Source organism: Demequina sp. NBRC 110056 (genome assembly GCF_002090155.1).
Lineage (GTDB): Bacteria > Actinomycetota > Actinomycetes > Actinomycetales > Demequinaceae > Demequina.
Genome location: NZ_BBRM01000007.1, coordinates 137925 through 164260, shown reverse-complemented (window position 1 = coordinate 164260; position 26336 = coordinate 137925). Strand labels below are relative to the sequence as shown.

Below are 26336 nucleotides of genomic sequence, written 5' to 3'. Positions count from 1 at the left end.
GGCGCGCAAGAGTCCCGCACCTGAGGTGTGGAACGCGTCACCCTCGCGACCTGGCGGACCGGATCAGTCCTGCTCGTACGCCTCGAGCGGCGGGCACGCGCACACGAGGTTGCGGTCGCCGGCGACGTTGTCGATGCGCGACACCGGCGGCCAGTACTTGTCCTGACGCAGGCCCTCCACAGGGAACGCGGCCTGCTCGCGCGAGTAGGCGCGGTCCCAGCCGTCGGCGACCACCGCATCGGCCGTGTGCGGCGCGTGCCGCAGGGCCGAGTCCTCAGCCGCGATCTCGCCGCGCTCGACGGCGGCGATCTCCTCGCGGATGGTCAGCATCGCCTCGATCAGCCGGTCGATCTCGCCCAGGTCCTCGGACTCCGTGGGCTCGACCATGAGCGTGCCCGCGACGGGGAAGGACATGGTCGGCGCGTGGATGCCGAAGTCGATGAGACGCTTGGCGATGTCCTCGGCGGTGATGCCGGTGGCCTTCGCGAGCGGGCGGATGTCGAGGATGCACTCGTGGGCGACCAGGCCGTTGGGGCCGCGGTACAGCACCGGGTAGGCGTCCGCGAGGCGCGCGGCGACGTAGTTCGCGGCGAGCACCGCGGTCTGCGTCGCCCGGGTCAGGCCCTCGTGACCCATGAGCGCGACGTACGCCCAGCTGATGGGCAGGATGCCCGCCGAGCCGTAGGGAGCGGCGCTCACCGGGGCGCCGCGGCGGCGCAACTCCGCGGGGCGCTGGATGGTCTGGCGTAGGGCGGGCAGGTAGGGCACGAGGTGCTCGGCCACCGCGACCGGGCCCACGCCCGGGCCGCCGCCGCCGTGCGGGATGCAGAACGTCTTGTGGAGGTTGAGGTGCGAGACGTCGCCGCCGAAGTGGCCGGGCTTCGCGAGCCCGACGAGGGCGTTGAGGTTGGCACCGTCGATGTAGACCTGGCCACCGGCGTCGTGCACTGCCGCGCAGACCTCGCCCACGTGCTCCTCGTACACACCGTGGGTCGAGGGGTAGGTGATCATCATGCAGGCGACGCGACCGTCGTGGGCCTCGAGCTTGGCGTTGAGGTCGGCGAGGTCGACCTCGCCGTTCTCGGCGGTCGCGACCACGACCACGCGCAGCCCTGCGAGGGCGGCGGAGGCGGCGTTGGTGCCGTGCGCCGATGCGGGGATGAGGCAGACGTCGCGCTCGGCGTGACCGTTGTCGCGGTGGTAGGCGCGGATCGCGAGCAGTCCCGCGTACTCGCCTTGGGCGCCCGAGTTGGGCTGGACGGACACGGCCGCGTAGCCGGTGATGTCCGCGAGCCAGCCCTCGAGCTGGGCGACCATGTCGCGGTAGCCCGCGGTCTGGTCCGACGGCGCGAACGGGTGGATGCGCGCGAAGCCCGGCCAGCTGATGGGAGCCATCTCGACGGCGGCGTTGAGCTTCATGGTGCACGAGCCCAGCGGGATCATCGTCCGGTCCAGAGCGAGGTCGCGGTCCGCGAGTCTGCGCATGTAGCGCATGAGCGAGGTCTCGGAGCGGTACATCGAGAAGATCGGGTGCGTGAGGTAGTCGCTGGTGCGGCGCTGCGACCGCGGGATCGCGACGCGCGGCGCGGTGTAGACGGAGTGGCGCTTCACGGCCGTGACGGACTCGACGAGCACGTCGAGGATGTCGAGGCTGGTGACCTCGTCGCACGCCATCGCGACGTGGTCGTCGTCGACGCGGCGCAGGTTGATGCCGTTCGCCGCGGCGCGCGCGATGACCGAGTCCGCGCCGCCGGGCACCTCGGCCACGACGGTGTCGAAGAAGTGCTCGTGCTTGATGGCCACGCCTGCGGCGGTGAGCGCGTCGGCGAGTGTCACAGCGGTGTTGTGCACCTGCTGCGCGATGGCGCGCAGGCCGTCCGGGCCGTGGTGGATCGCGTAGAAGCCGGAGATGATCGCGAGCAGCGCCTGCGCGGTGCAGATGTTCGATGTCGCGCGGTCGCGACGGATGTGCTGCTCGCGGGTCTGCAGCGCGAGGCGGTACGCGCGGCGGCCGTCGGCGTCGACGCTCACGCCCACGAGGCGACCCGGGAGCTGGCGCTCGAGGCCCTCGCGGACGGACATGAACGCGGCATGCGGGCCGCCGAAGAACAGCGGGACGCCAAAGCGCTGCGCCGAGCCGACCGCGATGTCAGCGCCCACCTCGCCGGGGGCCTTGATCATCGTGAGCGCGAGCAGGTCGCACGCGATGGTGACCTGAGCGCCGACGGCGTGAGCGGACTCGATGAAGGGCTCGGGCTCGCGCAGCACGCCGGTGACTCCCGGCTGCTGGATGACGAGGCCGACGAGGTCCTCGGGGGCCTCCCAGCCCTCGCCAAGCTCGTGGACCTCGAGCCGCAGGCCGATCGCCTCGGCGTGCGCCTCCACCACCGCGATGGTCTGGGGCAGGCACTCGGCGTCGAGCACGACGACGCCGCCCTCCTTGCCCTTGACCGCGCGGCGCATGAGCAGCACCGCCTCCGCGACGGCGGTGGCCTCGTCCAGCAGGCTCGCTCCCGCCACGGGCAGCGCCGTGAGGTCGGACACCATGGTCTGGAAGTTGAGCATCGCCTCGAGGCGGCCCTGCGAGATCTCCGCTTGGTAGGGCGTGTACGCCGTGTACCAGGCGGGGTTCTCGAGCACGTTGCGGCGGATCACCATGGGCGTGATCGTGTCGAAGTAGCCCTGGCCGATCATCTGGATGTGCACGTGGTTGCGCTGCGCGAACTTCTGCAGCGCGGCGAGCGTGCCGTTCTCGGTGAGCGGCTCCGGCAGCACCAGCACGTCGTCCTGGCGGATCGACTCGGGCACCGCCTTCTCCGTCAGGACCGCCAGGGACGGGATCCCGATCGCCTCGAGCATCGTCTCGATGGCGGGCTCGTCGGGTCCGATGTGGCGGTCTGCGAAGGAGGTCACCCGCTCATTGTTGCGCATGGGCCCTGGTCTCGATAGGTGGCCCCTGCGCGCGTCGGGCCGGACGGTGGAGCGCCGATGCGGGTTCTAGGCTGTGCCCATGGCTCAGTGGGATCCGGAGACCGGCAAGGTGCGCCCGCGCTGGGAGGTCAGCTTCAGCCCGTGGTGGGTGTTCGCGGGCAGCGCGCTCGCCGGCATCATCTGCGCGGTGCTGGTGTTCTTCACCGTGCTGCTCGGATCCGACGACCCCAACCCGACCGAGGGCACCCTCGTCTCCAGCGGCATCGCGCTGCTGGGACTGATCGTCGGTGTCTTCATCATCGTCGGCCCCGCGCTCGCGTGGGGCCTGGGCTTCCTGCTGCGCGGCAACGCGAACACCAACGTCCACATCCTCGCGTTCGCGGGGCTCGGGCTCGCGGTGGGCTTCATGCTCGGCAACCTCGTGGGCGCGGGTCCCGTCATCGCGCCCGCCGCCGGCGTGGGCGCCGGGGTGGCCCGCTGGCTCATCAACTCGCAGGCGCGCATCTGAGCCGTGCGCGCCCTCGCGGTGTGCCCCTGACCTGACGCCCAGCGCGTCTATGCCATCCTGTCGCGCAAGGAGGTGCGTCCATGGTGGAGCTGGTCTGCGTCGCGCTCGGCGCGATCCTGGGCTACGGCGTGGTCAAGACGCACCCCTCCGTGAACGGCGGCGTCATCACTGGCGTCCTCGCCGGCGCGCTCGGCGCGTGGCTGGGGATGCGCTGGTTCCACGGGCTGTTCGACACCGTGCTGTCGCAGAGCCCCGCGCTCGTCGCCGGCGCCGCGGTCGGCGCGATGGGGCTGGCCCTGCTGGCCGGCATCGGCGTCGTCCAGCTCCGTGCCTACCTGGCACGCCGGGCCTGAGCCAACCCGCGCATCGGCCACCCCCTCTCCACGAAGATGGGCCCACTTTCCCGATCTCGGGCCTATCCCGACGAAAGTGGGCCCGAATTCATCACGGAGGAGAGTGGATACGCTGAGCGCGTGAAGGTGTTCGTCCAGATCCCGTGCCTCGACGAGGAGGCGACGCTCGCCACGGTGCTGGACTCGATCCCCACCGCCATCGACGGCGTCGACGAGATCGCGATCGTGGTCATCGACGACGGCTCCTCCGACGCCACCGCGGCGATCGCCCGCGAGCGCGGCGCGCACGTCATCCACCACTCGCGCACCATGGGCCTCGCCCAATCCTTCCGCGACGGCGTCGACTACGCGCTGGCGCACGGCGCGGACATCGTCGTCAACACCGACGGCGACAACCAGTACCCGCAGGATCGCATCCCCGACCTCATCGCGCCGCTGCTGCGCGGCGAGGCGGACATCGCCATCGGCGACCGCCAGACCCACACCATCGCGCACTTCAGCCCGTTCAAGAAGACGATGCAGCGGTTCGGCTCCTGGGTGGTCAACAAGGCGGCCGGCACCCGGCTGCCCGATGCGGCCTCCGGCTTCCGCGCCTACTCCCGCTACGCGCTGTACCGGCTCAACGTCGTCACCCGCTTCAGCTACACGATGGAGACCATCATCCAGGCGGGCGACAAGCGCCTCGCGATCGTCTCGATCCCCGTCGACACCAACGCCAAGACCCGCGAGTCTCGCCTGTTCTCGAACGTGTTCGAGCACATGCTGAAGTCTGCGCAGGCGATCCTCCGGGCGTCGATCATGTACCGGCCGTGGATGGTGTTCTCCGCGCTGACCCTCGTGTTCGGGGTCATCGGGATGGTGCCGTTCGTGCGCTTCGCGATCCTGCGCGCGCTCGGCAACGACGGCAACCACATCCAGTCCCTCATCTTCGGCACGATCATGCTCGTGGGCGCGGGGCTGTCGATCGCGCTCGGCGTGCTGTCGGACCTCATGAAGACCAACCGGATCCTCACCGAGCAGATGCTCGAGCGGGTCAAGGAGCAGCAGTACGGACCGGCGCCGTCGCCCGCGACGCACGTGTCCGCGCCCAGCGCGGCCAGCCCTGCCCGGGAGGCGCCGGTGCTCGAGACCCCGGCGCGCGAGACCTCGGCACGCGAGACCAGTTCCCCGTCGCGGGGCGGCGCGGCGTAGCGAACCCGGCGCGCGCATCGGCCCTCTGTCGGCCCCCGAGCGCGAGGCCATGTTTCCGGCAGGTGAATCCGTGACGAACGGCCTGCCGCGCGGCGATGCAAGCGCCTACATTGGGCACTGTGAACGAGATGACTCCGCCCGTCGCGGCCCCCGAGCGCACCGTCGAGAGCTTCACCCGAGCCTTCCTGCGCGAGCTGAACTTCGGCCAGGGCGTGGACCTGGACCGCGCCTCCGACAACGACAAGCACCTCGCGCTCGCGCGCACCGTGCGTCACTACCTGATGACGCGCTGGCTCGAGACGCTGCGCAACCAGTACCGCGACCAGGCGAAGACCGTCGCGTACCTGTCGGCCGAGTTCCTGCTGGGCCCGCAGCTCGAGAACGCGATGCTCGCCGCCGACCTCGAGGACGTGGCCCGGGAGTCGCTCGACGGCCTGGGCGTCGACCTCGACGCGCTGCGCGGGCTCGAGATCGAGCCGGGCCTCGGCAACGGAGGCCTGGGGCGCCTCGCGGCGTGCTTCATCGACTCGCTCGCGACGCTCAACGTGCCGTCGATCGGCTACGGCATCCGCTACGAGTACGGCATCTTCCGCCAGAGCTTCGTCGACGGCAAGCAGGTCGAGAAGCCCGACCACTGGCTGCGGATGGGCTCGCCGTGGGAGCTGCCGCACCCCGAGAACGCGGTCGAGGTGTGGTTCGGCGGCAGCACCTCCGAGCCCGGTGACGACCTGGTCGCGGGCGACGCCCGAACCTGGGAGCCGGACTGGCGCGTCACCGCCGTGCCCTACAACTACATGGTGCCGGGCTACCGCAACGGGCGCGTCAACACGCTCCGCCTGTGGAGCGCCAAGGCCACCGAGGGCTTCAACCTGCAGGAGTTCAACCAGGGCGACTACGTCGAGGCGGTCCGCGCCCGCACCTTCGCGGAGAACATCTCGAAGGTGCTCTACCCCGAGGACTCGACCCCGCAGGGCAAGGAGCTGCGCCTCCAGCAGCAGTACTTCTTCGTCGCCGCCTCGCTGCGCGACTTCATCGAGAACGTCCTGCCGGCCGACTTCGACCTGCACCAGCTTCCCGAGCGCATCACGTGGCAGCTCAACGACACCCACCCCGTGATCGCGGTGCCCGAGCTCATGCGCCTCCTCATGGACGAGCGCGGCTGGAGCTGGGAGGACGCCTGGGCCGTGACCCAGAAGGTGTTCGCCTACACCTGCCACACGCTGCTGCCCGAGGCGCTCGAGGTGTGGTCCGTCGAGCTGCTGGGCCGGCTGCTGCCGCGCCACCTCGAGATCATCTACCGGATCAACGAGGAGTTCATCGAGCAGCTGCTCGCCGCCTACCCCGGCGACGAGCTGCGCGTGCGCCGCATGTCGATCATCGCGGAGAACCCCGAGCGCGCCGTGCGCATGGCACACCTCGCGACCGTCGCCGGCTTCAAGGTCAACGGCGTCGCGGAGCTGCACTCGCAGCTGCTCGCCGACAAGGTGCTGAGCGACTTCGCCGAGCTGTGGCCCGAGAAGTTCACCAACGTGACGAACGGCGTCACCCCTCGACGGTTCGTGCGGCTGTCCAACCCCGGCCTGTCCGGCCTCATCACCGAGGCCATCGGCGACGGCTGGATCACCGACCTCGAGCGGCTGCGCGAGCTCGAGCCGCTGGCCGAGGACGCCGAGTTCCGCCGCCGCTTCCGCGAGATCAAGGGCGCCAACAAGGTCGAGCTCGCCCGCGTGCTGTCCGAGCGCGACGGCATCGAGATCGCCGGCGACGCCATGGTCGACGCGATGGTCAAGCGCCTCCACGAGTACAAGCGCCAGTCGCTCAAGTTGCTGCACATCGTCTCGCTGTACGAGGGCATCCAGTCGGGCCGCGTGCCGCTGGAGTCAGTGACGCCGCGGACGTTCGTGTTCGGCGCCAAGGCAGCGCCCGGCTACGTGCGCGCCAAGGAGACCATCGAGCTCATCAACGCCGTGGGCGCGACCATCAACGCCGACGCCTCGCTCGAGGGCCGCCTCAAGGTCGCGTTCCCCGCGAACTACAACGTCACGCTCGCCGAGACGCTGATCCCGGCGGCCGACCTGTCCGAGCAGATCTCGCTCGCCGGCAAGGAGGCCTCCGGCACCGGCAACATGAAGTTCGCGCTCAACGGCGCGCTCACCATCGGCACGGACGACGGCGCCAACGTCGAGATCCGGCAGCTCGTGGGCGACGACAACTTCTTCCTGTTCGGCATGACCGAGCCCGAGGCGGCCGCGCTCCAGGACCGCGGCTACGACCCCGGCGCCGTCTACGAGTCCGACCCGCAGCTCAAGGCGGCTCTCGACCTCATCGCGTCGGGTGCCTTCACGGGCGGTGACCGCGGCGGGGCGGTGGCGTCGATCTTCGCGTCGCTCACCGAGCGCGACCGGTTCATGGCACTCGCCGACTTCCGCGCCTACGTCGACGCCCAGGAGCGAGTCGAGCAGTACTACCTCGACTACGAGGCGTGGTCGCGCTCCGCGGTGCTCAATGTCGCGCGCTCGGGCTTCTTCAGCTCGGACCGTTCGATCTCGGACTACCTCGAGCGCATCTGGGGCGCGCGGCCGGTCAAGCAGAACGCCTGACGAGCCTCACGCGAGGTACTCGCGTCAGGTTTCTCGCGTGAACGTGAGCTGAGCACGTCCTGGCGCGCTGGCAGGACATGAAGGTCATTGGCGGCTCGTTTCTGGCACTCATGTCCCGCTAGGAGCCGGCGATGCCTCACAGGGCCGATGCGCGGGCTGGCTTCCCGTCCGCGCCGCCCTGGAAGGCGCTCAGTGCCGATTTTCGCCCGGATTCGGCACTCAGTGCCTCCCAGCGCGCAGGGCCGATGCGCGGGCTGGGTTGAGCAGAACAGGGCTCGGCTCAGCGCGAGGCGCGACCCCGCAGGCGGTCGAGCTGGCGCCGCTCCCGCTTCGTCGGCCGGCCCGTGCCACGGTCGCGCACGCCGATGGCCGCGGGGCGCTCGGCCTTGGGCGGTGGCGGCGGCGAGTGATCCACGTACGCCTCGGCGGCCACCGCGGCGCCCACGCGCTTGAGCAGCAGCTGACGGACCTCGGCGATGCGCACCTGCGCCGGGCCGTTGGGGTGCACGAGCGTCACCTCGACCCGGTCGCCCACCCGCACCGGGGTCGACGGCTTGGCGCGGTCCCCGTTCACGCGCACGTGCCCCGCCTTGCACGCCGCCGTCGCCTGCGACCGGGTCTTCGACAGGCGCACCGCCCAGACCCAGACGTCGGCTCGCGCGCTCGATCGGTCCATCCCGCCAGCCTACGAGGCGGCACACCCGGGCACTGCGCTCCCAGCGGGACATGAGGGTCACGAACGGGCATCCGGGTGACGCTCAGTTCCCGCTGCGGCACACAGTGGCGCACTGACCCCGCCCGTTCGCTGCTCCGTGATCGCCACTGCCGCCCGACGCACGCATCGGACGGCCGCGCACGCGCCCACGTGCGGCGCCCGGGACCCCAGCCCGCGCATCGGCCCTGCTGAGGGGCATACCCTGAGGCCCATGGAGACTCAGGTGGTGCTCGAGGCGATCGGGTGGATCGGCTCGATCCTCATCGTGTGGTCGCTCATGCAGGCGCGGGTGCTGCGGTTCCGCTGGATGAACCTCGCGGGAGCGGCGACGGCGACCGTGTACAACGGCATCATCGGCGTGTGGCCGTTCGCGTTCATGAACCTCGCGATCACCATCATCGACATCTACTGGCTGTGGCGGCTCTACCACGAGGCGCATGACGAGCAGGTCTACAAGGTGCTCGCGGTGGACGCCGACAACGCCTTCCTGCGCCACGTCCTCGAGGAGCACTCCGCTGACATCGCCACCCACGCGCCGAGCTTCGCCATCGACGCCGATGCGGGCACCGGCGCCGGCGGCACCCGTCACACGTTCCTCGTGGTCCGCGGCGACGAGGCCGTGGGCGTGGTCGCCGTGAAGGACCTCGGCGACGGCCGCGGCCTGGTCGAGCTGGACTGGGTGAAGGAGCGCTTCCGCGACTTCACGCCGGGCGAGTTCGTCTACCGCGAGTCGCGCGAGCTGTCCCGCGCGGGCTTCAGCCGCCTCGAGGTCCCGGTGCGGGAGGAGCTCGACCGCGACTACATGCGCCGCGTGGGCTTCCGCACCGAGGGCGCGCTGTGGGTGCGCGAGGTATCCGCCTGACGCGTGGCAGACTCGTGAGGTGAGCCAGACCCGTCACTTCGCGTCCGACAACTACGCCTCCGTGCACCCCGAGGTGCTCGCCGCCATCGTCGCGGCCGACGGCGGCCACGAGACGGCCTACGGCGCCGATGCGTCCACGGCGGCCTTCGACGCGGCCGTCGCCGACGTCTTCGGGGCCGATGCGCTCGGCTTCCCCGTCTTCAACGGCACCGGGGCGAACGTGGTGTCCCTGATGGCGCTGTCGCCGCGCTGGGGCGGCGTCGTCGCCTCGGAGCACGCCCACATCAACGTGGACGAGAACGGGGCGCCCGAGCGGGTGGGCGGACTCAAGGTGCTGCCGCTGTCCGCGCCCGACGGCCGGATGTCGCCCGACTCCCTCGAGCGCTGGACGCCCGACCTGGGCGACGAGCACCGCGCGCAGCCGCTCGTGCTGTCCGTGACACAGGCCACCGAGCTGGGGACCGTGTACTCGCTCGAGGCGATGCGCGCGCTGACCGACGCGGCGCACGCCGCGGGCATGCGCGTGCACCTCGACGGCGCGCGCATCGCGAACGCGGCCGCGGCCCTGGGCGTCTCGCTCGCCGAGGCCTGCGCCGGCGCCGACGTGCTGTCGTTCGGCGGCACCAAGAACGGCGCGATGGGTGCCGAGGCCGTGATCGTTCTCAACCCCGAGCTGCGCGACGAGCTCGCCGCCTCCCTGCCGCACCTGCGCAAGGCCACCATGCAGCTGGGCTCGAAGATGCGCTACGCGTCCGCGCAGCTGACCGCGCTGCTCACCTCGACCGACGAGGCCGGCGCCCCGCTGTGGCTGCGCAACGCCAGCCACGCGAACGCGATGGCGGCAGCGCTCCGCGAGGAGCTCGCCCCCCTCGAGAGCGACGGCGCGCTGCGGTTCACCCAGGCGACCGAGGCCAACGCCGTGTTCGTGGAGATTCCGCGCACCCTCGCCGCCACCCTGCGCGAGTCGACTCGCTTCTACGACTGGCAGGCGGGCTCGACCCCCGACACCGTCGAGGTGCGCCTCATGGCGTCGTGGGACACGCAGGCCGAGGACGTCGCGAGCTTCGGAGCGCTCGCCCGTTCGAGCGCGGCGTGACCGGCCAGCCTGACTGGCGAACGCCGCACGCACGACACCAGGTCGCCCAGAGGACCCACTCGGGCGGTCGGTGATGGCGCTCGCGTGCCCGTGCGGGTCCGAGGAGACCTACCGCACCTGTTGCCGCCCGTACCTGACGGGTGAGCGCGAGGCGCCCGACGCATCGGCCCTCATGCGGTCGCGCTACACCGCGTACGTCCGCGAGGACGAGCCGTACCTGCTGCGCACCTGGCACCCCTCGACGCGGCCGGACTCGCTGAGCCTGGGCGGCCAGACGTGGTTCGGGCTTCACGTGGAGGAATTCACAGTGGACCCCCAGGATCCCGATCGGGCCACGGTGAGGTTCCTCGCGATGTGGCACACGAACGCGGGAATACCAGGAAGCATGAGGGAACGCAGCCGGTTCGTCCGCGAGCGCGGACGGTGGCTGTACGTGGACGGCGACGTGTCCTGAGCGGCCCCGGCCGTTGGTCCCGTCACATTGTGTTCATCTTTCCGTCACAATGGTCGGCGTGACCGAACCAGTCCTCCTCGGCATCGTCATCGCAACAGCCCTCGCCTTCGACTTCACCAACGGCTTCCACGACACCGGAAACGCCATGGCCACGTCCATCGCGACGCGGGCGCTCAAGCCCAAGCAGGCCGTCATCTTGTCGGCCGTGCTCAACATGGTGGGCGCGTTCCTGTCGCTGACGGTCGCCGCCACCATCGCCACCGGCATCGTCGACGCCGAGATCGTCACCCTCGAGGTGGTGCTCGCGGGACTCGCCGGCGGCATCGTGTGGAACCTCATCACGTGGCTGTTCGGCATCCCCTCCAGCTCGTCGCACGCCCTCGTCGGTGGCGTCGTGGGCGCCGTGCTCGCCGCCGCCGGCACCTCCGGCGTGCTGTGGAGCGGCCTCACGGCGAAGGTGCTGATCCCCGCGCTCGTGGCGCCCGTCGTCGCGATCATCGTCGCCTCGGTCGGCACGTCGCTCGTGACCCGCCTGACCAAGGACGTGCCGGAGAAGGACAACGACCGGATGTTCCGCTGGGGCCAGATCGGCTCCGCCTCGCTCGTCTCGCTGGCGCACGGCACCAACGACGCCCAGAAGTCGATGGGCATCATCCTGCTGGCGCTCATCGCCGCGGGCGCGGTGCCGGCCGACTCGAGCGTCCCGTTCTGGGTGATCGTCAGCTGTGCGCTCGCGATGGCGCTCGGCACCTACATGGGTGGCTGGCGCGTGATCCGCACGCTCGGCAAGGGCCTGGTCGAGCTGTCCAGCCGCCAGGGCATGGCCGCCGAGACCTCGTCCGCCGCGGTCATCCTGCTGTCGAGCCACTTCGGCTACTCGCTGTCCACCACCCACGTGGCGACCGGCTCGATCCTCGGCTCGGGCGTGGGCATGAAGGGCGCGTCGGTGCGCTGGGGGGTCGCGGGCCGCATGTTCGCCGCGTGGCTCATCACGGTGCCGTCAGCGGCCCTCGTGGGCGCCATCTGCTACTGGATCGACAGCGCCTTCGGCGGCGGCACGCTCGGCTCGTACGTCGTGTTCGGCATCCTGCTTGCGGTCTCCGCAGCGATCTACATCGCGTCGCGCCGCAAGCCCGTCAACCACAGCAACGTCAACGACGAGTGGGACCCCGTCCAGGACTCCGAGGCGTACATCGCCGAGTCCGTGTCGGTGCACCGCCCCGAGAAGATGCGGGTCAAGCGCAAGGAGCTCAAGCGCTCCAAGCGCCGCGCCGCCAAGCGCGAGGCCGAGGAGCTGGCACGCCTCGAGCGTGAGGCCCAGCTCGAGGCCGAGAGAGCGAGCCACGAGTCCCTCGAGACCGAGGATCAGCCAGCGCCGCGCAAGGGCGAGGGAAGGTAGCCGCCATGAACGAGTTCATCGAATGGGGCGCCCTCGCCAACGTGCTCATCGTCGGCACGCTCGTGGGCGCGGGCCTGCCGGCGCTGTTCGCCCTCGGGGTGCGCATCCTCGCCGCGCCGGGCGCGCGTGACGACGCCGGCGAGGTCTCGACGGTGCGCCTCGTGGGCGCCTGGGCGTGCTTCGCGATCGTCATCGCGGCCGTCATCGGCGCGATCTACTTCCTCGCCTCCGGCGGGCATTGACGCTCCTCTGCCCCGTGCCCCCAGACCCCGTGGCCCGGTGCGGTCGCCGGGTGGCCTGGAATGTCGCCACCGGCGGGGTTCGTTGACGTGGACCGGGGCCGAGACCCGGCCCTGCACCGTCGACGAGAGGAGAGCGCCATGAGCGCACTGATCATCACGACGACCTACGGCGTCGAGCAGGACGAGCTGAAGCGGCCGCTCGAGGGCCTGCGCGAGGCGGGCGTGCCCGTGACCCTCGCGGCGCCCGGCGGGGAGACCATCCAGACCCTCGTGGGCGACAAGGACCCGGGCGAGACCTTCACCCCCGACGTCGCGCTCGAGGACATCGAGGCCGCCGACCACGCGGTCCTGGTGATCCCGGGCGGCACCATCAATGCGGACACCCTCCGCACGCACGAGGCGGCGGTGTCGCTCGTGCGGCGGTTCGCCGCGGACGGCAGGACGGTCGCGGCCATCTGCCACGGCCCGTGGCTGCTCGCGGAGGCGGACGTCGCCGGCGGCAAGACCACCACCTCGTACCCGTCGCTCGCGACGGACCTGCGCAACGCGGGTGCGACCTGGGTCGACGGGGAGCTCCAGCGCTGCGAGGCGAACGGCTTCACGCTGCTGACCTCGCGCAACCCGGACGACCTGGACGCCTTCGTCCCGGCGGTGGTCGAGGCCGCGCGGTAGAGCGCTGGCGGTCGATCCTTCCCGCTCCGCCCCTTCTTGTCCACGAAAGTGGGCCCACTTTCGTCGTGGGAGGGGGTGGGGGCAGACAGCATCAACCGCCCCGAGACACAGCAACGCGGCAGGGCCCGAAGTTCGGGAGTGACCCCCGGGTCCTGCCGCGTGCCATTCCAGCGGGTGCGCCGGGGAGAGAGCCCCGGCGCACCCGGCTGGATCACTGTCCGATGGCCGCCCCAGCCTCGGACGTGAACTGCGCCGCCGCGTCGGCCGGCGACATCGTGTCGAACAGCACCTCCTGGTTGATGCGGCCCGTGATCTCCGGGACGTCCGCAGCGCCGGTGGGCGGTGCGGGCGGGCCGTCGACGATCTCGGACTCGAGCTCGGCCAGGAACTCCGCCGCCTGGACCTCGAGCGGGTCGAGCTGGCCGGAGACGGCCTCGCGGACGGCGGTGTTGATGTTCAGACCACGGTCGGAGAGGATGAGCGCTCCGGCCTCAGGGCTGTTCACGAGGAAGTCGACGAACTTCGCCGCGGCCTCGGGGTGCTCGGTCTCCGCGGAGATCGAGTAGAACATGGCCGGCTTGAAGTACATGCCGGTGCGCTCGTGCTCGGACTCTCCGGGCAGGCGGAGCAGGACCAGGTCACGGCCGGCAGCGCTCGAGATGGCGCCCAGCTGGTTGGTCCACCACATGCCCATCGCGCCGGTGTTGGTGCCGAGCAGCGACTGCTCCGGACCACCCTCGGCGATCTCGACGCTGCGAGCGCCGTCAGGCATGGCGCCCGACTCGCGCAGGTCGACGAGGTCCTGCCACCACTGGGCGAGGGTCTCGTCCGAGTAGCCCAGGGTGCCGTCCTCGGTGTAGAGCGACTCGCCCTGCTGGCGCGCGTAGATGTTGAAGCCGGCCTCGTTGCCGCCGTAGTCCTGCACGCCGTAGACGCCGTCACCGAGGGCGTCGGAGATCTGCGCGGCGATCTCCTTGAAGTCGTCCCAGGTCCAGGTGGTGTCGTCGGGCATCTCGACGCCCGCGTCCTCGAACATCTGCGGGTCCGCGACGATCGCGTAGGCGTTGATGCCCGTCGCGATGCCGGCGAGCTGGCCGCCGATGGTGCCGGACTGCAGCACGCTCGGGTCGATCATGCTGGTGTCGATGTCGAGGGTGGACATGTCCGCCACGACGCCGCGGTTCGCGTAGTCGGTGAGGTAGCGCTCCTCCTGCGTCATGACGTCGGGGGTGTCGCCACCGGCCACCGTGGTGGCGAGCTTGTCCCAGTAGCCACCCCAGTCGGTGAAGTCAGCCACGACCGAGATGTCGGGGTTCTCCTCCATGAAGAGGTCGATGACCTCCTGGGTGAGGGTGTGGCGCTCGTCCGAGCCCCACCAGGAGAAGCGAATCTCGACCTGCTCGCCGCTACCGCTGTCGGTGCCGCCGTCGGTGGGCTCGTCGCTGGGGTCGTCGCTTCCGGAATCGCTGCTGCACGCAGCGAGGGCGAGGGCACCGGCGGCGAGCACAGCTCCCGCGCGCCACATGGTGCGCTTCCTCATCGATGTGATCATCGGTCTGTCTCCTTCGTGTCGAACTTCGTCGTTCTTCGGTCGGATCGGCCGGCCGATTGCAGCCCTGCTACTTGAGTCCCGTCGTGGCGATGCCCTTGACGAGGTACTTCTGGCCGAACAGGAAGACCAGAAAGATCGGGATGAGCGACACGATCGACATCGCGAACAGCGAGCCCCAGGAGCTCTCTGACGTGGCGTCGATGAACGTGCGCAGGGCGACCGGCACGGTGTACATGTCCGGTCGGGTCAGGAAGATCAGCTGGCTGAAGAAGTCGTTCCACGTCCAGATGAAGGTGAAGATCGCGGTGGTCGCGAGCGCCGGCAGCGACAGCGGCAGCATGATCTTGAAGTAGATGCGTCCGTGGCCGCAGCCGTCGAGGCGGGCGGCCTCGTCGAGCTCGCGGGGGATGCCGCGGAAGAACTGCACCATCAGGAAGATGAAGAAGGCGTCCGTGGCGAGCAGCTTGGGCACGATCAACGGCAGGAACGTGTTGATCCAGTCCAGCGACGAGAACAGGATGTACTGCGGGACGATGATCACGTGGATCGGCAGCATGATCGACATCAGCATGATCGCGAACCACAGGTTGCGGCCGCGGAACTCGAGCCGCGCGAAGGCGTACGCCGCCATCGAGCACGACACCAGGTTGCCGATGAGCGACCCGAACACGATGATCGCGGAGTTCAGCAGGTAGTGGTCGAACGGGTGCAGCAGGGCGTTCCAGCCGTCCGTGTAGTTGTCCCACGTGAACTCGGTGGGGATCAGGCCCGGCTCACGGAAGATGATCGCGTCGGGCTTGAACGAGCTCGAGATCATCCACAGCAGCGGGTAGAGCATCACCAGGCCGAAGCCGATGAGCGCCGCGTGCTTGAGGATCGAGCGGGTGCGGCCGCGCCACTGCGACGGCTTGCCGCTGGGCTCGGGGTAGCGCTCGGCCACCTCGGTCAGCGTGGGCTTGGACGGGGGTGCGTCGTTGCGCACGGCGGAGTCAGTCATTGTAGAAGACCCAATACTTGGAGGCGAGGAAGTTCACGGCGGTCATGCCGGCGATGATCGCGAGCAGCAGCCACGCCATCGCCGAGGCGTAGCCCATGTCGAGCGACGCGAATCCCTTCTGGTACAGGTACAGCGTGTAGAACATGGTCGAGTCGGCCGGGCCGCCCGTTCCTCCCGAGACCACGTAGGCCTGGGTGAAGGTCTGGAACGCACCGATCAGCTGCAGGATCAGGTTGAAGAAGATGATCGGCGTCAGCAGCGGGATGGTCACCGAGCGGAACTGGCGCCACTTGCCGGCGCCGTCGATCGACGCCGCCTCGTAGTACATCTGCGGGATCTGGCGCAGGCCCGCGAGGAAGATGATCATGGGCGCGCCGAACGTCCACACGTTGAGCACCATGAGCGTGCCCAGCGCGTAGTCCGGGTGCGACACCCATCCCTCGCCCTCGATCCCGAACACGGAGAGCACCGAGTTGACCAGGCCGTCCGCGCCGAACACCTGACGCCACAGCAGCGCGATGGCCACCGAGCCGCCCAGCAGCGAGGGCAGGTAGTAGATCGAGCGGTAGATGGGCAGACCGCGCAGTCCCCGGTCGAGCACCAGCGCGAGCGCGAGCGCCATCGCCAGCTGCAGCGGCACCGAGATGAACACGTACAGGAACGTGACCTTCAGCGAGTTGATGAGGCGCGGGTCCTCGAACATGCGCGTGTAGTTGTCGAACCCGATCCACTCGGGCGGCGCCAGCAGGCTGTAGTCCGTGAAGGACAGGTACGCGGAGGCGATCATGGGGCCGGCCGTGATGAGGAACAGCCCGATGAACCACGGCGCGAGGAAGATCGCGGCGGCCTTGCCGTCGCCCTTGCGCATGGCGGAGGGCTGGCGCTTGCCGCGCTTCTTCCCGCCCATGCCTCGCAGCTCAGAGACGACCGACACGCGACACCTCCCGCATCGGAACGCCGCTGTGGCGTCGGTACCTCTCCATCACCATGGAGCCCTCCGGATCATCGTTGATCTGGTCGGTGTCTCGACGCTCTCGCCATCGAGAAACCGCTTTCCAGTTGCGAACGTAGCACACTAGGAACCGGTTCCTCAATGGTGTACGGTCACGGTAAGGACACGAAGTCTCCCGACTTCAGGACGAGCGCAACGACGCGCGACGCAGGCGGCGGGAGCACGTATGGAGGGGCCGATGCCCAAGGTGAGCCAGCGCCGAGCGAGCGTGACGATCTCTGACGTCGCGACGGCCGCCGGCGTGTCCAGGTCCACCGTCTCGCGGGTGATGAACGGCCGCGCGACCGTCGACGCCGACATCTCCGAGCGCGTCCGCGCCGCGGCCGCCCGCCTCAACTACCGGCCGTCCAACATCGCCCGCAGCCTGTCGCTCGGGCGGACCGAGACCGTCGCCTTCGTGGTGCCCGAGCTCGAGAACCCGATGTTCCAGCACGTGCTCGCGGGGCTCACCGAGGCGGCCGCCGCGAGCGGCTACCGCGTGCTCGTCGCGGACACGGGTCAGAACCCCGACGACGAGGCCGCGATCGCCCTCGAGGCGCGCCTGCGCTGCGACGCGCTTGCCCTGGTATCCCCGCGCATGCCGGAGAAGCAGCTCGCGGAGCTGCTGACCCAGGCGAGCCCCACCGTCCTCGTCAACCGCGACAGCCCCAACCCCGCCGCCCCGGCCGTGACCGTGAACTACCGGGCGGGCGCATCGGCCGTGCTCGAGCACCTCGTGGGACTCGGCCACCGGCGCATCGTCTACCTGTCCGGGCCCACGCCCAGCACCTCGGACGATCGCCGCCGCGCGGGCCTCGAGGACGTGGCCGCCGTCACGGACGGGCTCGAGCTCGTCGTCGTGCCGGGAGGCGCGACCGTGAACGCCGGCTACCGCGCCCTCGAGCCGGTGCTGGCCGCGCGCGCGACCGCGGTCGTGGCGTTCAACGACCTCGTCGCCTTCGGCCTGCTCGCCGCCCTCAACCAGGCGGGCGTGGCCGTGCCCAAGGACCTCTCCGTGACCGGCTTCGACGACATCGAGCTGGCCCAATACTCGACCCCGACCCTCACGACCGCCGCCGTGCCGCAGCACGAGCTCGGGCGGCACGCATGGCAGGAGCTTCACGCAGTGATCGACCAGCACGAAGGACACGCCTCCTCATCGACGCGCTTCGAGCCCCGGCTCGAGGTGCGCGCCTCCACCGGGCCCGTGCCGCGGTCGGTCGCCGAGGGCGGCCTCGCCCCCGTCGGCACCGGTTCGGTCTCGGCGGCCGCGCCCGAATCGACGGCGACGTCACCGTCGGCCCTCGACAGCGTTCACAGCGCCGATGCGCCCGCGCCTTCCGCTCCGCAGTGGCGTCAGGACGGGGAGGCCCTGGTGCTGGAGTGGGCTGGGGAGCGTCTGGCCCGGTACGAGTCGGGCGAGCGACTGCCCGTGGTGCACGCCCGCCGCCCCTACCTGCACCCCGTGCACACGCTCGGCGGCGCCGTCGTCACCGAGTCCGGGCCGGTGGACCACCGCCACCACTACGGCGCGTCCATCGCCGTGCCGGACGTGAACGGCACCAGCTACTGGGGCGGTCGCACCTTCGTGCGCGACGTCGGCCCCACCCTGCTGCCCAACCACGGCCGTCAGGAGAGCGCGGGCGCTCGCGTCGACTCGACCGACCATCACGTCCTCTACGACGCCGTGCGCTGGTATGACGAGGAGGACGTGCCGCAGGTCGAGGAGTCGCGCACGCTGTCCGGGCACCTGCTGCCGTCGCACGAGGCGTGGGCGCTGTCGTGGCGCACGATCCTGCGCGCGGACCACGGCGCGCTCACCATCGGCTCGCCGGCGACCAACGGCCGGCCCGGCGCCGGCTACGGCGGCTGGTTCTGGCGTCTGCCGCTCGAGGGCCGCGCGCACGTGCTGAGCGCCGCGGGTGACAGTGAGCAGCTGGCGCACGGCTCGCGCTCGCCGTGGCTCGCGTTCGTGCAGCGCCGGCCCTCGGGCACCACCACGTGGCTCGCCGTCCAACACGGCAAGCCGCAGCCGTGGTTCGTGCGCGCGGACGAATACCCCGGTGCCGGCCCCGCGCTCGCGTGGGACGAGCCCCTCAGCGTGCCCGCCGGCGGCACCGTCGAGATCGGCCTCACCACGGTGCTGCTCGATCGCGCGCTCAGCCACGACGAGGCCGCGGCGCTCGCGGCGGAGGCGGCGAGCATCCGGTGACCGCGCCACCGCAGGCCCCGCCCGTCGCCGTCGCCTTGGTGGGCATCCACGGCCACGGCGCTTCCCACCTGCGGCGCATTCAAGAACTGTGCGACTCCGGCGCGGCGCGGCTGTCCGCGCTCGTCGACCCGCGTCCGCTCGCCGACGGAGACGCCCCGGCGACCGGCGGCCCGAGCGGGCCACGCCACGGCTCGGACGCGGCCGGCACGGGCGCCCCGTGGTTCCCCACCCTCGGCGACCTGCTGTCGGCGCCCGAGCCCGAGGTCCGCCCCGACGTCGTGATCCTGTCGACACCCATCCCCACCCACCTGCCCCTCGCATCTGCCGCCATGCGCGCCGGCGTCGACGTCCTGCTCGAGAAGCCCACCGCGGCCTCGCTCGCCGAGCACACCGCGCTCGTCGCGGTCGCGGAGGAGACGGGCCGGCTGTGCCAGGTGGGCTTCCAGACCTTCGGCTCGCATGCGATCCCCGCGATCGAGCGCCTCATCGCCGACGGCGAGATCGGCGAGGTGACCGGCGTGGGCGCGGTGGGCACGTGGGTGCGCACCGCGGGCTACTGGGCCCGCGCTCCCTGGGCCGGCCGGCGCACGCTCGACGGCCGCGACGTGGTCGACGGCGTCGTGACGAACCCTCTCGCCCACGCGGTCGCGACGGCACTGAGGATCGCGGGCGCGACCCGCAGCGCGGACGTCGCGGACATCGTGGTCGACCTCTACAACGCGAACCCCATCGAGTCCGACGACACGTCCTCGGTCCGAGTGGTGACGAGCGACGGGCTTCGGTGCGGCTTCGGGCTGACGCTGTGCGCGCCCGAGCGGACGCCCGCCACGATCATCGTCCACGGCACGCGCGGCCGCATCGAACTCGCCTACGAGACGGATACCGTGCGTATCGTGACCGACGCGATCGACCTCGAGAAGACGTACGCCCGCGACTCGCTGCTCGAGAACCTCATCGAGGCGCGCCGCAGCGGCGGCGGCCCAGGCTCGCTCGTGTGCGACGTGCGGGACACGGGCGCCTTCATGCGCGTCATGGAGGCGGTGCGGACCGCGAGCGACCCGCGACCCATCGGCGCCGAGCACGTCGACTGGCTCGGCGAGGGCGACGACCGCCGCCCCGTCGTGCGCGACATCTCCGAGTGGTGCGAGCGCGTCGCCTACACGAGCCGCACCTTCGCGGAGCTGGGCGCTCCCTGGACGCACGCTTGACCGACGTCCTCGCCGCGATCGTCACGATGGGTGTCATCGTGGCGGCGGGGTGGCTCATCGAGCGGTACCGATGGCTGCCGCCGCAATCGCGCCAGGTGCTCGCGACGGTGTGCTTCGCCGTCGCGGGTCCGGCGCTGCTGCTCGGCACCGTCGCTCGCGCCGACCTGTCGCGTCTCGCCTCCTCGGGCGCCGCGGTCACGTGGGGGGTGACCCTCGCGCTCGCCGTGGTGCTCGCCGTCGTCGCGCGGTGGCTGCTGAGGCTGCCGTCGGGCCGCGCCACCATGACCGTGCTGTCCGGCTCCTACGTCAACGCCGGCAACCTGGGCATCCCGCTCGCGGTGTACCTCTTCGGGGACGCGCTCGCCGTGGTGCCGACCATGCTCGTCCAGCTGCTCGTCATGGGGCCCATCGCGTTCACGATCCTCGACCGCGCGTCCGACGCGTCGCCCGTGCGGGTGGGCGGGGGCGGCGCTGGGGCACGCTCCGAGAGCGCCGATGCGCTCGCCGGCGAAGGCGGCAACGCCGCCTCGGGGGCGCGGCGCCGGGGTCCGCTGCGCACGGCGTTCAGCAACCCGCTGACCATCGGCGCACTCGTGGGGCTGGCGCTCGCGCTCCTGCCCTGGCAGATCCCGGACGTGGCGCTCGCGCCGTTCGAGCTAGTGGGTGCCGCGGCGCCTCCGCTCGCGCTGCTCACCCTCGGCATGTCGCTCGTGGGGGCGCGCAAGGTCGGCGCGGACGCGGACCACGCCGGGCTGACGATCCCGCTCGTCGTGGCGACCGTGTCCCGCGCCGTCGTGCACCCGCTGCTGACGTTCCTCGTGGGCTCCGCCGTAGGGCTCGACTCGGGCGCGCTCGCCGTCGTCGTCGCGATGGCCGCGCTGCCGACCGCGCAGAACGTCGTGGTGTTCGCCAACCGGTACGGCTGCGCCATTGATCTGGCGTCGCGGGCGTGCCTCATCACGACGGCGCTGTGCGCGCCGGTGCTGCTCGTGGTGGCCGCGCTGCTGCTGTAGCCCCATCCTACTGACGGGCCGGCACCTACCCCAGCCCGCGCATCGGCGCTCCGTCTCTGCGCCCCGCTCTCTGTAGGAAGTCTCTCTGCGCGGTATGCGCGCGGCGAGCACCCTGGAGGACCGTTATCCCTCGTCGAGCCCGCTCATGAGCCCCGTCTGCTCGCCCGCAGAGTCGAGGTAGGCGGTGCGACGAGCGAACAGGTCCGGCACTAGCCCGCGCACGCGCGCGATGAGATCGGGCATCGACGCGGTCTGCAGCTCGCCGCCGTCGACCAGGACCTTGCCGGCGACCATCGTGAGCGAGACGTCCGAGCCCCGCACCGCGTGCACGAGGTTGTGGTGGATGTTCGCGTAGGGACCCTCGGTCAGCAGCGGCGTCATGCGCGGGGTGTCGGTGCGCACCGCGATGAGGTCAGCCTGCTTGCCGGCTTCGAGGGAGCCGAGCCTGTGGCCCTGGCCGATCGCCCGCGCGCCGCCCAGCGTGCCCATCTCGAGCACCTGCCACGAGTCCATCGCTGCGGCGTCCATCGCGCGCAGCTTGCCCAGCAGCGAGGCGGCCTTGAGCTCCTCGAACATGTCGAGGTTGTTGTTCTCCTTCTCGCCGTCGGTGCCGAGCCCCACGTCGATTCCTGCGTCGAGCATCTCCGCCACGCGCGCTATGCCGCTCGCGAGCTTCATGTTCGACACCGGGTTGTGGGACGCGGACACCCCGCGCTCGGCCATGAGCGCGATCTCGGCGTCGTCGAGCCACACCGCGTGCGCGAGCATCGCGCGCGGAACGTCGAAGAAGCCCAGCGCGTCGAGCGCCGGGATGGGGCGCTTTCCCGTGCGCTCGAGGAACAGCTCCACGTCGAGGCTCGACTCGGAGCAGTGGGTGTAGAGGCCGGTCCCGTAGCGCTGGGCCAGTGCGATGGCGCGCCGCTGCCCGGCCTCGTCCGCGTAGAACGGGTGCTCCAGCCCGACCCACGGCATGACGCGGCCGTCCGCGCCGCCGGTCCACTCCTCGAGCATCCGCTCGTTGTCGTCGAGGGTGTCGAAGTAGTCGAAGTCGGGGTGCTCGCCCACGTAGTTGACCGTCACCAGGCGATTTCCCAGCGCCGATGCGGCACGGGCCGCACCGTCCATGTACCGCCACATGTCGACAACGGTGGTGGTGCCCGACAGGAGGCCTTCGGCGTAGCAGAGCCACGCCGCGGCCTCGGCGTCCTCGGCCGTCAGGACCCGGTGCATCGGGTCGATGTGCAGGCGCAGCCACTCGTACACGGGCAGCTGCTCGGCGGTGCCGCGGAGCATCCCGGAGTGGTGGTGAGCGTTGACGAGGCCCGGCATGATGACGTGGTCGTCGAGGTGTCTCGCTGTTGCCCCTGGGTGCGCGGCCGCGAGCGCGTCCCGCGCGCCCACCTCGACGATGCGGTCGCCGTCGATCGCCACCCCGGCATCCGTGAGGATCGCCCGGTCGGGCGTCATGGGCACGACCACGTCCGCGGTCAGGATCTCGACAGGCATGGGCTCTCCTCGCTCGGAGAGGCCATCACACCAGGCCGGGGTTTCGCAGCCGTTTCGCGGAGACGACGTTCGGTGACCCACCCAACCCGGGCATCGGCGCTCCGGGCGGATTTCGTTCCTCCAGCGCGCCCGCCGAGCATGTTCCGCGCAGAGAACGTTCCTACGGGAAGGGCGGGAGGTTCGGGGAGTAGGGACTAGGCGAACCGAGTTGCGGCCGAGCGGCGTGCTTGGCGCCGCTCAGCCGGGCTACCCAAGGGCCGTCAATCCAGAGTGACAACTACCTTGTCTGTCGCCCCGGGCGTGCCGGCGAGTTCGATTGCTCTCGCTGCCTCGCTCAGAGGAACAACATCACTGACGATCAGGGCGTACTTGTCGACGTTGGCCGCGATGTCCACGATCACATCGGCCATTTCGGTCGGGTGACCCATGGAGTGAACGATGGTGAGCTCCGAGGGAATCATCATCTGCGAGTCGAACGTGATCGGCTCGCGGTGAATGCCAACGATGCCGTAGACCGCGCCTAGCTTTGGTCCAGCGAACACTGTCGCTGGCACGGCAGGGACACCGGCAGCGTCCAGGTAGATGTCGGTTCCGGGCAGCCCTTGCCGCCCGAACGCATCGGTCGCTTCACCGTGCAACCCAATCAGGCGGCCGCGCACGTCTTCCTGGCTTGAGTCGATGACGGCATCGGCGCCGAGCGCGAGCGCCTTCTTCAGCCGGTTCTCTTGAACGTCAGCGACCGCCACGTGCTTCACCCCGTGGGCCTTCAACGCAAGGAGCGCACCAAGCCCCACCGGTCCGGCGCCAAACACGATGGCTGTGTGCTCAGGCCGAGGAAGGGTGCGGTCAACAGCGCGGCGTGCGACCGCAAGCGGCTCGGCGAGCGCCGCGACGTGCCAGGGCACATGAGCCGGGAAGGGAATGATGTTGCGCCCTACATCGGCCTTCCGGACTGCGATGAACTCACTCAGGGCGCCCTGAGGTCCTCCACCGCCGATGATCGCATCGGCGACGCCCGTAGGATCGATCACCACGCGGTCACCGACCGCGAGCCCAGTGACGGCCACCCCCACCTCGACGACCTCGCCTGCCGGCTCGTGCCCGAGAGGGGTTTCCGGCGTGCCGGCGGGGATGCCACCTTCGGCAAGCGCGTGCGGGTCGGCACCGCAGATTCCGCACGCGCGGATCCGCACGAGGACGTCGTCGGCTCCGATCGTGGGGACAGGAACAGTAGAACTCTGGAGGTTGCCTGGGCCAGTGATGATGACGGACCGCATGTCGGGGCTCATGTGAACATGCCTCATTTCAGTAGTAGTAGTGAGCGGCCACTCCACGAGTGACGTCGTGCGGCGAGGTGGCGAACTCGGCGGGCTCAGCCGTCCCGCCCACCTCATCGAACAGGTTGGTCGTCTTGCGAAGGCGCCAGTCTCGGTTGAACGGCAGCTTCGCCACAGTGGCTCCTCAGTTGGTCCGCTCGGATTGCTTTGGGCTTGTCCGGAAGCCCCGTCGTGCATCGAGCCTGCCCGAGCGCGGAGCGCGCCGGCGGACTAGGAACCCGGCCGCGGGGCGCAAGCGCCGCTACCCGCGTCCTGGCTCGCGAGCACTGTCGTTCGCACGCGCGATGACCCGCTGGAGTTCTGCATGGTCAATCGCCCCACCTGCGAAGTCGAGTGCGACGCGCAGGGGTATGGACACGGCTGTCTTCTGTAGGTCCATTCCGAATGAGCCGGCATCGTCCGCCGGGTCCTCGAGCGGGGACGGCCCCGCACCGAACAGCGCCCCCATGACCTCCATGCCACCCGGGTGCATCGCGACCTCGGCGAGCGTCGACTCCAAGGAGATCGGGACGTGGAAGCTGTCTCCAGGGAGGTCGATCGTCTGAGCAGTGCGGATGTCTCGCGATGAGGCCCCGACCTCGATCTGATACGTGCCCGGCTCGAGCTTCCAGGTCGATGTCCTCTCGTGCCAGATCTTCATGTCCTCAAGCGGAATGGTGACGGTGACCTCAGACGACTCGCCCGGACTCAACTCAACGACCGCGAATCCCTTGAGCTCGCGAGGCGGCCGGACCAAGGCCGAGGCGGTGTGGCCGGTGTACACCTGGACCACCTCACGTCCCCGCACAGGTCCTGTGTTCGTGACCTCCACTGCCACCGTCAACACCTTTGGGTCGACCGAGACTCCCGCGGATGCGTACTCGAACGAGGTGTAGGACAGACCATGGCCGAAGGGGAACTCGACATCCATGGCTCGAGCGTCGTACCAGCGATAACCGACGAAGATTCCCTCGCTGTAATGGACGTGACCTCCCTCGCCGGGAAAGGTGAGGTACGACCCGGCATCCTCGAGACGCCTGGGAACGGTCTCCGCAAGCCGGCCGGAGGGGTTGACCGCTCCGAAGAGAACGTCGGCGATGGCTCCACCGCCCGCCTGGCCAAGGAGAGCACAGTCGAGTAGTGCAGGCACCCGGTCGATGAACGGTCTGACGCGCACCACCCCACCGTGGGAGAGCACGATGACCGTGCGCGGCTGAGCAGCGAGCACTGCATCAATGAGTTCGAGCTGCTCTGCCGGGAGGTCGATGTGGTCACGATCGAAGCCCTCTGACTCATCGCGATCAGCCAGTCCGACGAACAGCACGGCCACGTCCGCCGACGCCGCAGCTTGAGCGGCGGCTGCGACGCTGGAGGAATCTCCAGAGCCCTCCTCGAAGGTGACGGTCGCGTCCGGGGCCGCCGCGCGGATGGCGTCGATCGGGAGGTCGACACGAGTAGGGTTGATGTTGGAGCTGCCGCCGCCCTGGAACCGGGGCGACGAAGCGAACGTCCCGACCACGGCAACGGTGCCCGACGGCGGGAGAGGTAGTAGCCCGCCGTCGTTCTTGGCAAGGACGATCGCCTTTCCAGCGACCTCTCGCGCCAGCGCGTGGTGGGCGTCGAAGTCCACCGCCTCCCGCGGCACGGCGCGAGCGGAGGCCTTGCGCGAGAGAGCGATGATTCTTCGCGCCGCGACGTCGACAACGTCCTCGCCGAGCGAGCCGTCGCGGACCGCGTCGGCGACCTCCGCCACGTGGCGGGGGTTCGCGGGCATGTCAAGGTCAAGGCCCGCGGAGAGCGACGCAACGCGATCCCACACGGCACCCCAATCACTGACAACCACGCCATCGAATCCCCACTCGTCTCGGAGAACCTCGGTGAGCAGCCATCGGCTCTCTGTTGCAAAGACGCCGTTCACACGGTTGTACGCCGCCATCACGGTCCATGGCTCGGCGTCCCGGACCACCCGCTCGAATGCACGAAGGTAGATCTCCCTCAGCGTCCGCTCCTCGAGGTCGGAACTCATGAACATGCGGCCGAACTCCGCATTGTTCGCGGCGAAATGCTTCACGGACGCTCCGATGCCCCGCGACTGCAGGCCCTTGACCCACGCGGCGGCAAGGTACCCCGACACGATCGGATCCTCGGAGAAGTACTCGAAGTTGCGACCGGCCCTAGGGTCGCGCTTGATGTTGATCCCGGGACCGAGAAGTACGTCCACGCCGAGCTCGTGGCACTCGGCAGCGAGGGCCTCGCCCACCCGGCCGATCAGCGGGGCGTCCCACGTCTGGCTCATCCCGGGCCCCGGAGGAAAGCAGGTCGCGGGCAAGCTCGCGTTCAACCCGAGGTGGTCAGCGGCTCCTTCCTGCTTACGGACTCCGTTGGGGCCGTCAGCCAGCGACACTGCGCGCACGCCTGGGGCTGCCCGCGTCGTCCAAAAGTCGGCTCCGCTCGTGAGCCCGATGCGCGTGTCGAGGGGCAGAGATGTGGGGTCCGGCGAGTCTTGCTGGCTCATGGT

General features: G+C 70.2%; 22 protein-coding genes. 13 read left to right on the top strand and 9 right to left on the bottom strand.

Translation table 11 applies throughout. From position 1 onward, the window contains the following. Positions 1–63 precede the first annotated feature (63 nt). Entirely contained in the window at positions 64–2859 is a 2796-nt protein-coding gene (gcvP, locus tag B7K25_RS12260) for an aminomethyl-transferring glycine dehydrogenase (RefSeq protein WP_371328309.1), read from the bottom strand. A 151-nt stretch (positions 2860–3010) separates the two neighbouring features. On the opposite strand from gcvP, the gene B7K25_RS12255 reads away from it, so the two are divergent. The 4 genes from B7K25_RS12255 (at position 3011) to B7K25_RS12240 (ending at position 7583) form a co-directional block, all read left to right on the top strand. Continuing rightward, positions 3011–3439 (top strand): hypothetical protein, encoded by a 429-nt coding sequence (locus B7K25_RS12255; protein WP_084106344.1) that lies wholly within the window; start codon positions 3011–3013, stop codon positions 3437–3439. A gap of 80 nt (positions 3440–3519) precedes the next feature. After that, on the top strand, positions 3520–3792 hold the full coding sequence (locus tag B7K25_RS12250; RefSeq protein WP_084106343.1) for a hypothetical protein: 273 nt from the start codon (positions 3520–3522) through the stop codon (positions 3790–3792). Positions 3793–3912: 120 nt separating this feature from the next. Then, positions 3913–4983, top strand: a complete 1071-nt coding sequence (locus B7K25_RS12245; protein WP_084106342.1) for a glycosyltransferase family 2 protein — start codon at positions 3913–3915, stop codon at positions 4981–4983. 128 nt (positions 4984–5111) lie between these two features. Continuing rightward, positions 5112–7583 (top strand): glycogen/starch/alpha-glucan phosphorylase, encoded by a 2472-nt coding sequence (locus B7K25_RS12240; RefSeq protein ID WP_084106341.1) that lies wholly within the window; start codon positions 5112–5114, stop codon positions 7581–7583. Positions 7584–7863: 280 nt separating this feature from the next. Here the strand turns inward: B7K25_RS12240 and B7K25_RS12235 are convergent, their stop codons facing one another. Continuing rightward, positions 7864–8259, bottom strand: coding sequence for an RNA-binding S4 domain-containing protein (locus B7K25_RS12235; RefSeq protein WP_084106340.1), 396 nt, complete (start codon positions 8257–8259; stop codon positions 7864–7866). 250 nt (positions 8260–8509) lie between these two features. Between B7K25_RS12235 and B7K25_RS12230 the strand changes: the two genes are divergently transcribed. From B7K25_RS12230 to B7K25_RS12205, 6 genes are all read left to right on the top strand, one after another. Continuing rightward, positions 8510–9160: a hypothetical protein gene (locus B7K25_RS12230; RefSeq protein ID WP_084106339.1), complete on the top strand. Its 651-nt coding sequence runs from the start codon at positions 8510–8512 to the stop codon at positions 9158–9160. Positions 9161–9179: 19 nt separating this feature from the next. Beyond that, on the top strand, positions 9180–10256 hold the full coding sequence (locus tag B7K25_RS12225; RefSeq protein WP_084106338.1) for a low specificity L-threonine aldolase: 1077 nt from the start codon (positions 9180–9182) through the stop codon (positions 10254–10256). Between the two features lie 73 nt (positions 10257–10329). Then, on the top strand, positions 10330–10710 hold the full coding sequence (locus B7K25_RS12220; protein WP_084106337.1) for a YchJ family protein: 381 nt from the start codon (positions 10330–10332) through the stop codon (positions 10708–10710). Positions 10711–10768: 58 nt separating this feature from the next. Beyond that, a complete protein-coding gene (locus B7K25_RS12215; protein WP_234988254.1) occupies positions 10769–12109 on the top strand; it encodes an inorganic phosphate transporter in 1341 nt (446 codons plus the stop codon). A gap of 5 nt (positions 12110–12114) precedes the next feature. Then, the gene (locus B7K25_RS12210; RefSeq protein WP_084106335.1) at positions 12115–12351 is read left to right on the top strand and encodes a hypothetical protein; all 237 of its coding nucleotides are present in this window, start codon (positions 12115–12117) and stop codon (positions 12349–12351) included. A gap of 138 nt (positions 12352–12489) precedes the next feature. Beyond that, positions 12490–13023, top strand: coding sequence for a type 1 glutamine amidotransferase domain-containing protein (locus tag B7K25_RS12205; RefSeq protein ID WP_084106334.1), 534 nt, complete (start codon positions 12490–12492; stop codon positions 13021–13023). Between the two features lie 211 nt (positions 13024–13234). On the opposite strand, the gene B7K25_RS12200 is transcribed toward B7K25_RS12205, so the two are convergent. From B7K25_RS12200 to B7K25_RS12190, 3 genes are all read right to left on the bottom strand, one after another. Beyond that, positions 13235–14563: an ABC transporter substrate-binding protein gene (locus B7K25_RS12200; RefSeq protein WP_234988252.1), complete on the bottom strand. Its 1329-nt coding sequence runs from the start codon at positions 14561–14563 to the stop codon at positions 13235–13237. Between the two features lie 79 nt (positions 14564–14642). After that, the gene (locus tag B7K25_RS12195) at positions 14643–15572 is read right to left on the bottom strand and encodes a carbohydrate ABC transporter permease (RefSeq protein ID WP_084106332.1); all 930 of its coding nucleotides are present in this window, start codon (positions 15570–15572) and stop codon (positions 14643–14645) included. Next, positions 15565–16506 (bottom strand): carbohydrate ABC transporter permease, encoded by a 942-nt coding sequence (locus B7K25_RS12190; RefSeq protein ID WP_371328308.1) that lies wholly within the window; start codon positions 16504–16506, stop codon positions 15565–15567. Before B7K25_RS12190 ends, B7K25_RS12195 begins: the two co-directional genes overlap by 8 nt. Positions 16507–16762: 256 nt before the next feature. Between B7K25_RS12190 and B7K25_RS12185 the strand changes: the two genes are divergently transcribed. The 3 genes from B7K25_RS12185 to B7K25_RS12175 are packed head-to-tail and all read left to right on the top strand — an operon-like array spanning position 16763 to position 20996. Beyond that, a complete protein-coding gene (locus B7K25_RS12185; RefSeq protein ID WP_200807962.1) occupies positions 16763–18775 on the top strand; it encodes a DUF6807 family protein in 2013 nt (670 codons plus the stop codon). After that, positions 18772–19983: a Gfo/Idh/MocA family protein gene (locus B7K25_RS12180; RefSeq protein ID WP_084106331.1), complete on the top strand. Its 1212-nt coding sequence runs from the start codon at positions 18772–18774 to the stop codon at positions 19981–19983. Before B7K25_RS12185 ends, B7K25_RS12180 begins: the two co-directional genes overlap by 4 nt. Then, the gene (locus B7K25_RS12175) at positions 19980–20996 is read left to right on the top strand and encodes an AEC family transporter (RefSeq protein ID WP_084106330.1); all 1017 of its coding nucleotides are present in this window, start codon (positions 19980–19982) and stop codon (positions 20994–20996) included. Before B7K25_RS12180 ends, B7K25_RS12175 begins: the two co-directional genes overlap by 4 nt. A gap of 123 nt (positions 20997–21119) precedes the next feature. Here B7K25_RS12175 and B7K25_RS12170 read toward each other — a convergent pair whose 3' ends face one another. The 4 genes from B7K25_RS12170 to B7K25_RS12160 all read right to left on the bottom strand — a co-directional run bounded on the left by B7K25_RS12170 (position 21120) and on the right by B7K25_RS12160 (position 26333). Beyond that, positions 21120–22502, bottom strand: coding sequence for an amidohydrolase family protein (locus tag B7K25_RS12170; RefSeq protein WP_084106329.1), 1383 nt, complete (start codon positions 22500–22502; stop codon positions 21120–21122). A gap of 260 nt (positions 22503–22762) precedes the next feature. Continuing rightward, entirely contained in the window at positions 22763–23791 is a 1029-nt protein-coding gene (locus B7K25_RS12165; RefSeq protein WP_200807961.1) for a zinc-binding dehydrogenase, read from the bottom strand. Between the two features lie 16 nt (positions 23792–23807). After that, positions 23808–23954: a hypothetical protein gene (locus B7K25_RS13770; protein WP_159450206.1), complete on the bottom strand. Its 147-nt coding sequence runs from the start codon at positions 23952–23954 to the stop codon at positions 23808–23810. 126 nt (positions 23955–24080) lie between these two features. Then, positions 24081–26333: a glycoside hydrolase family 3 C-terminal domain-containing protein gene (locus B7K25_RS12160; protein ID WP_084106328.1), complete on the bottom strand. Its 2253-nt coding sequence runs from the start codon at positions 26331–26333 to the stop codon at positions 24081–24083. Positions 26334–26336: the final 3 nt, after the last annotated feature.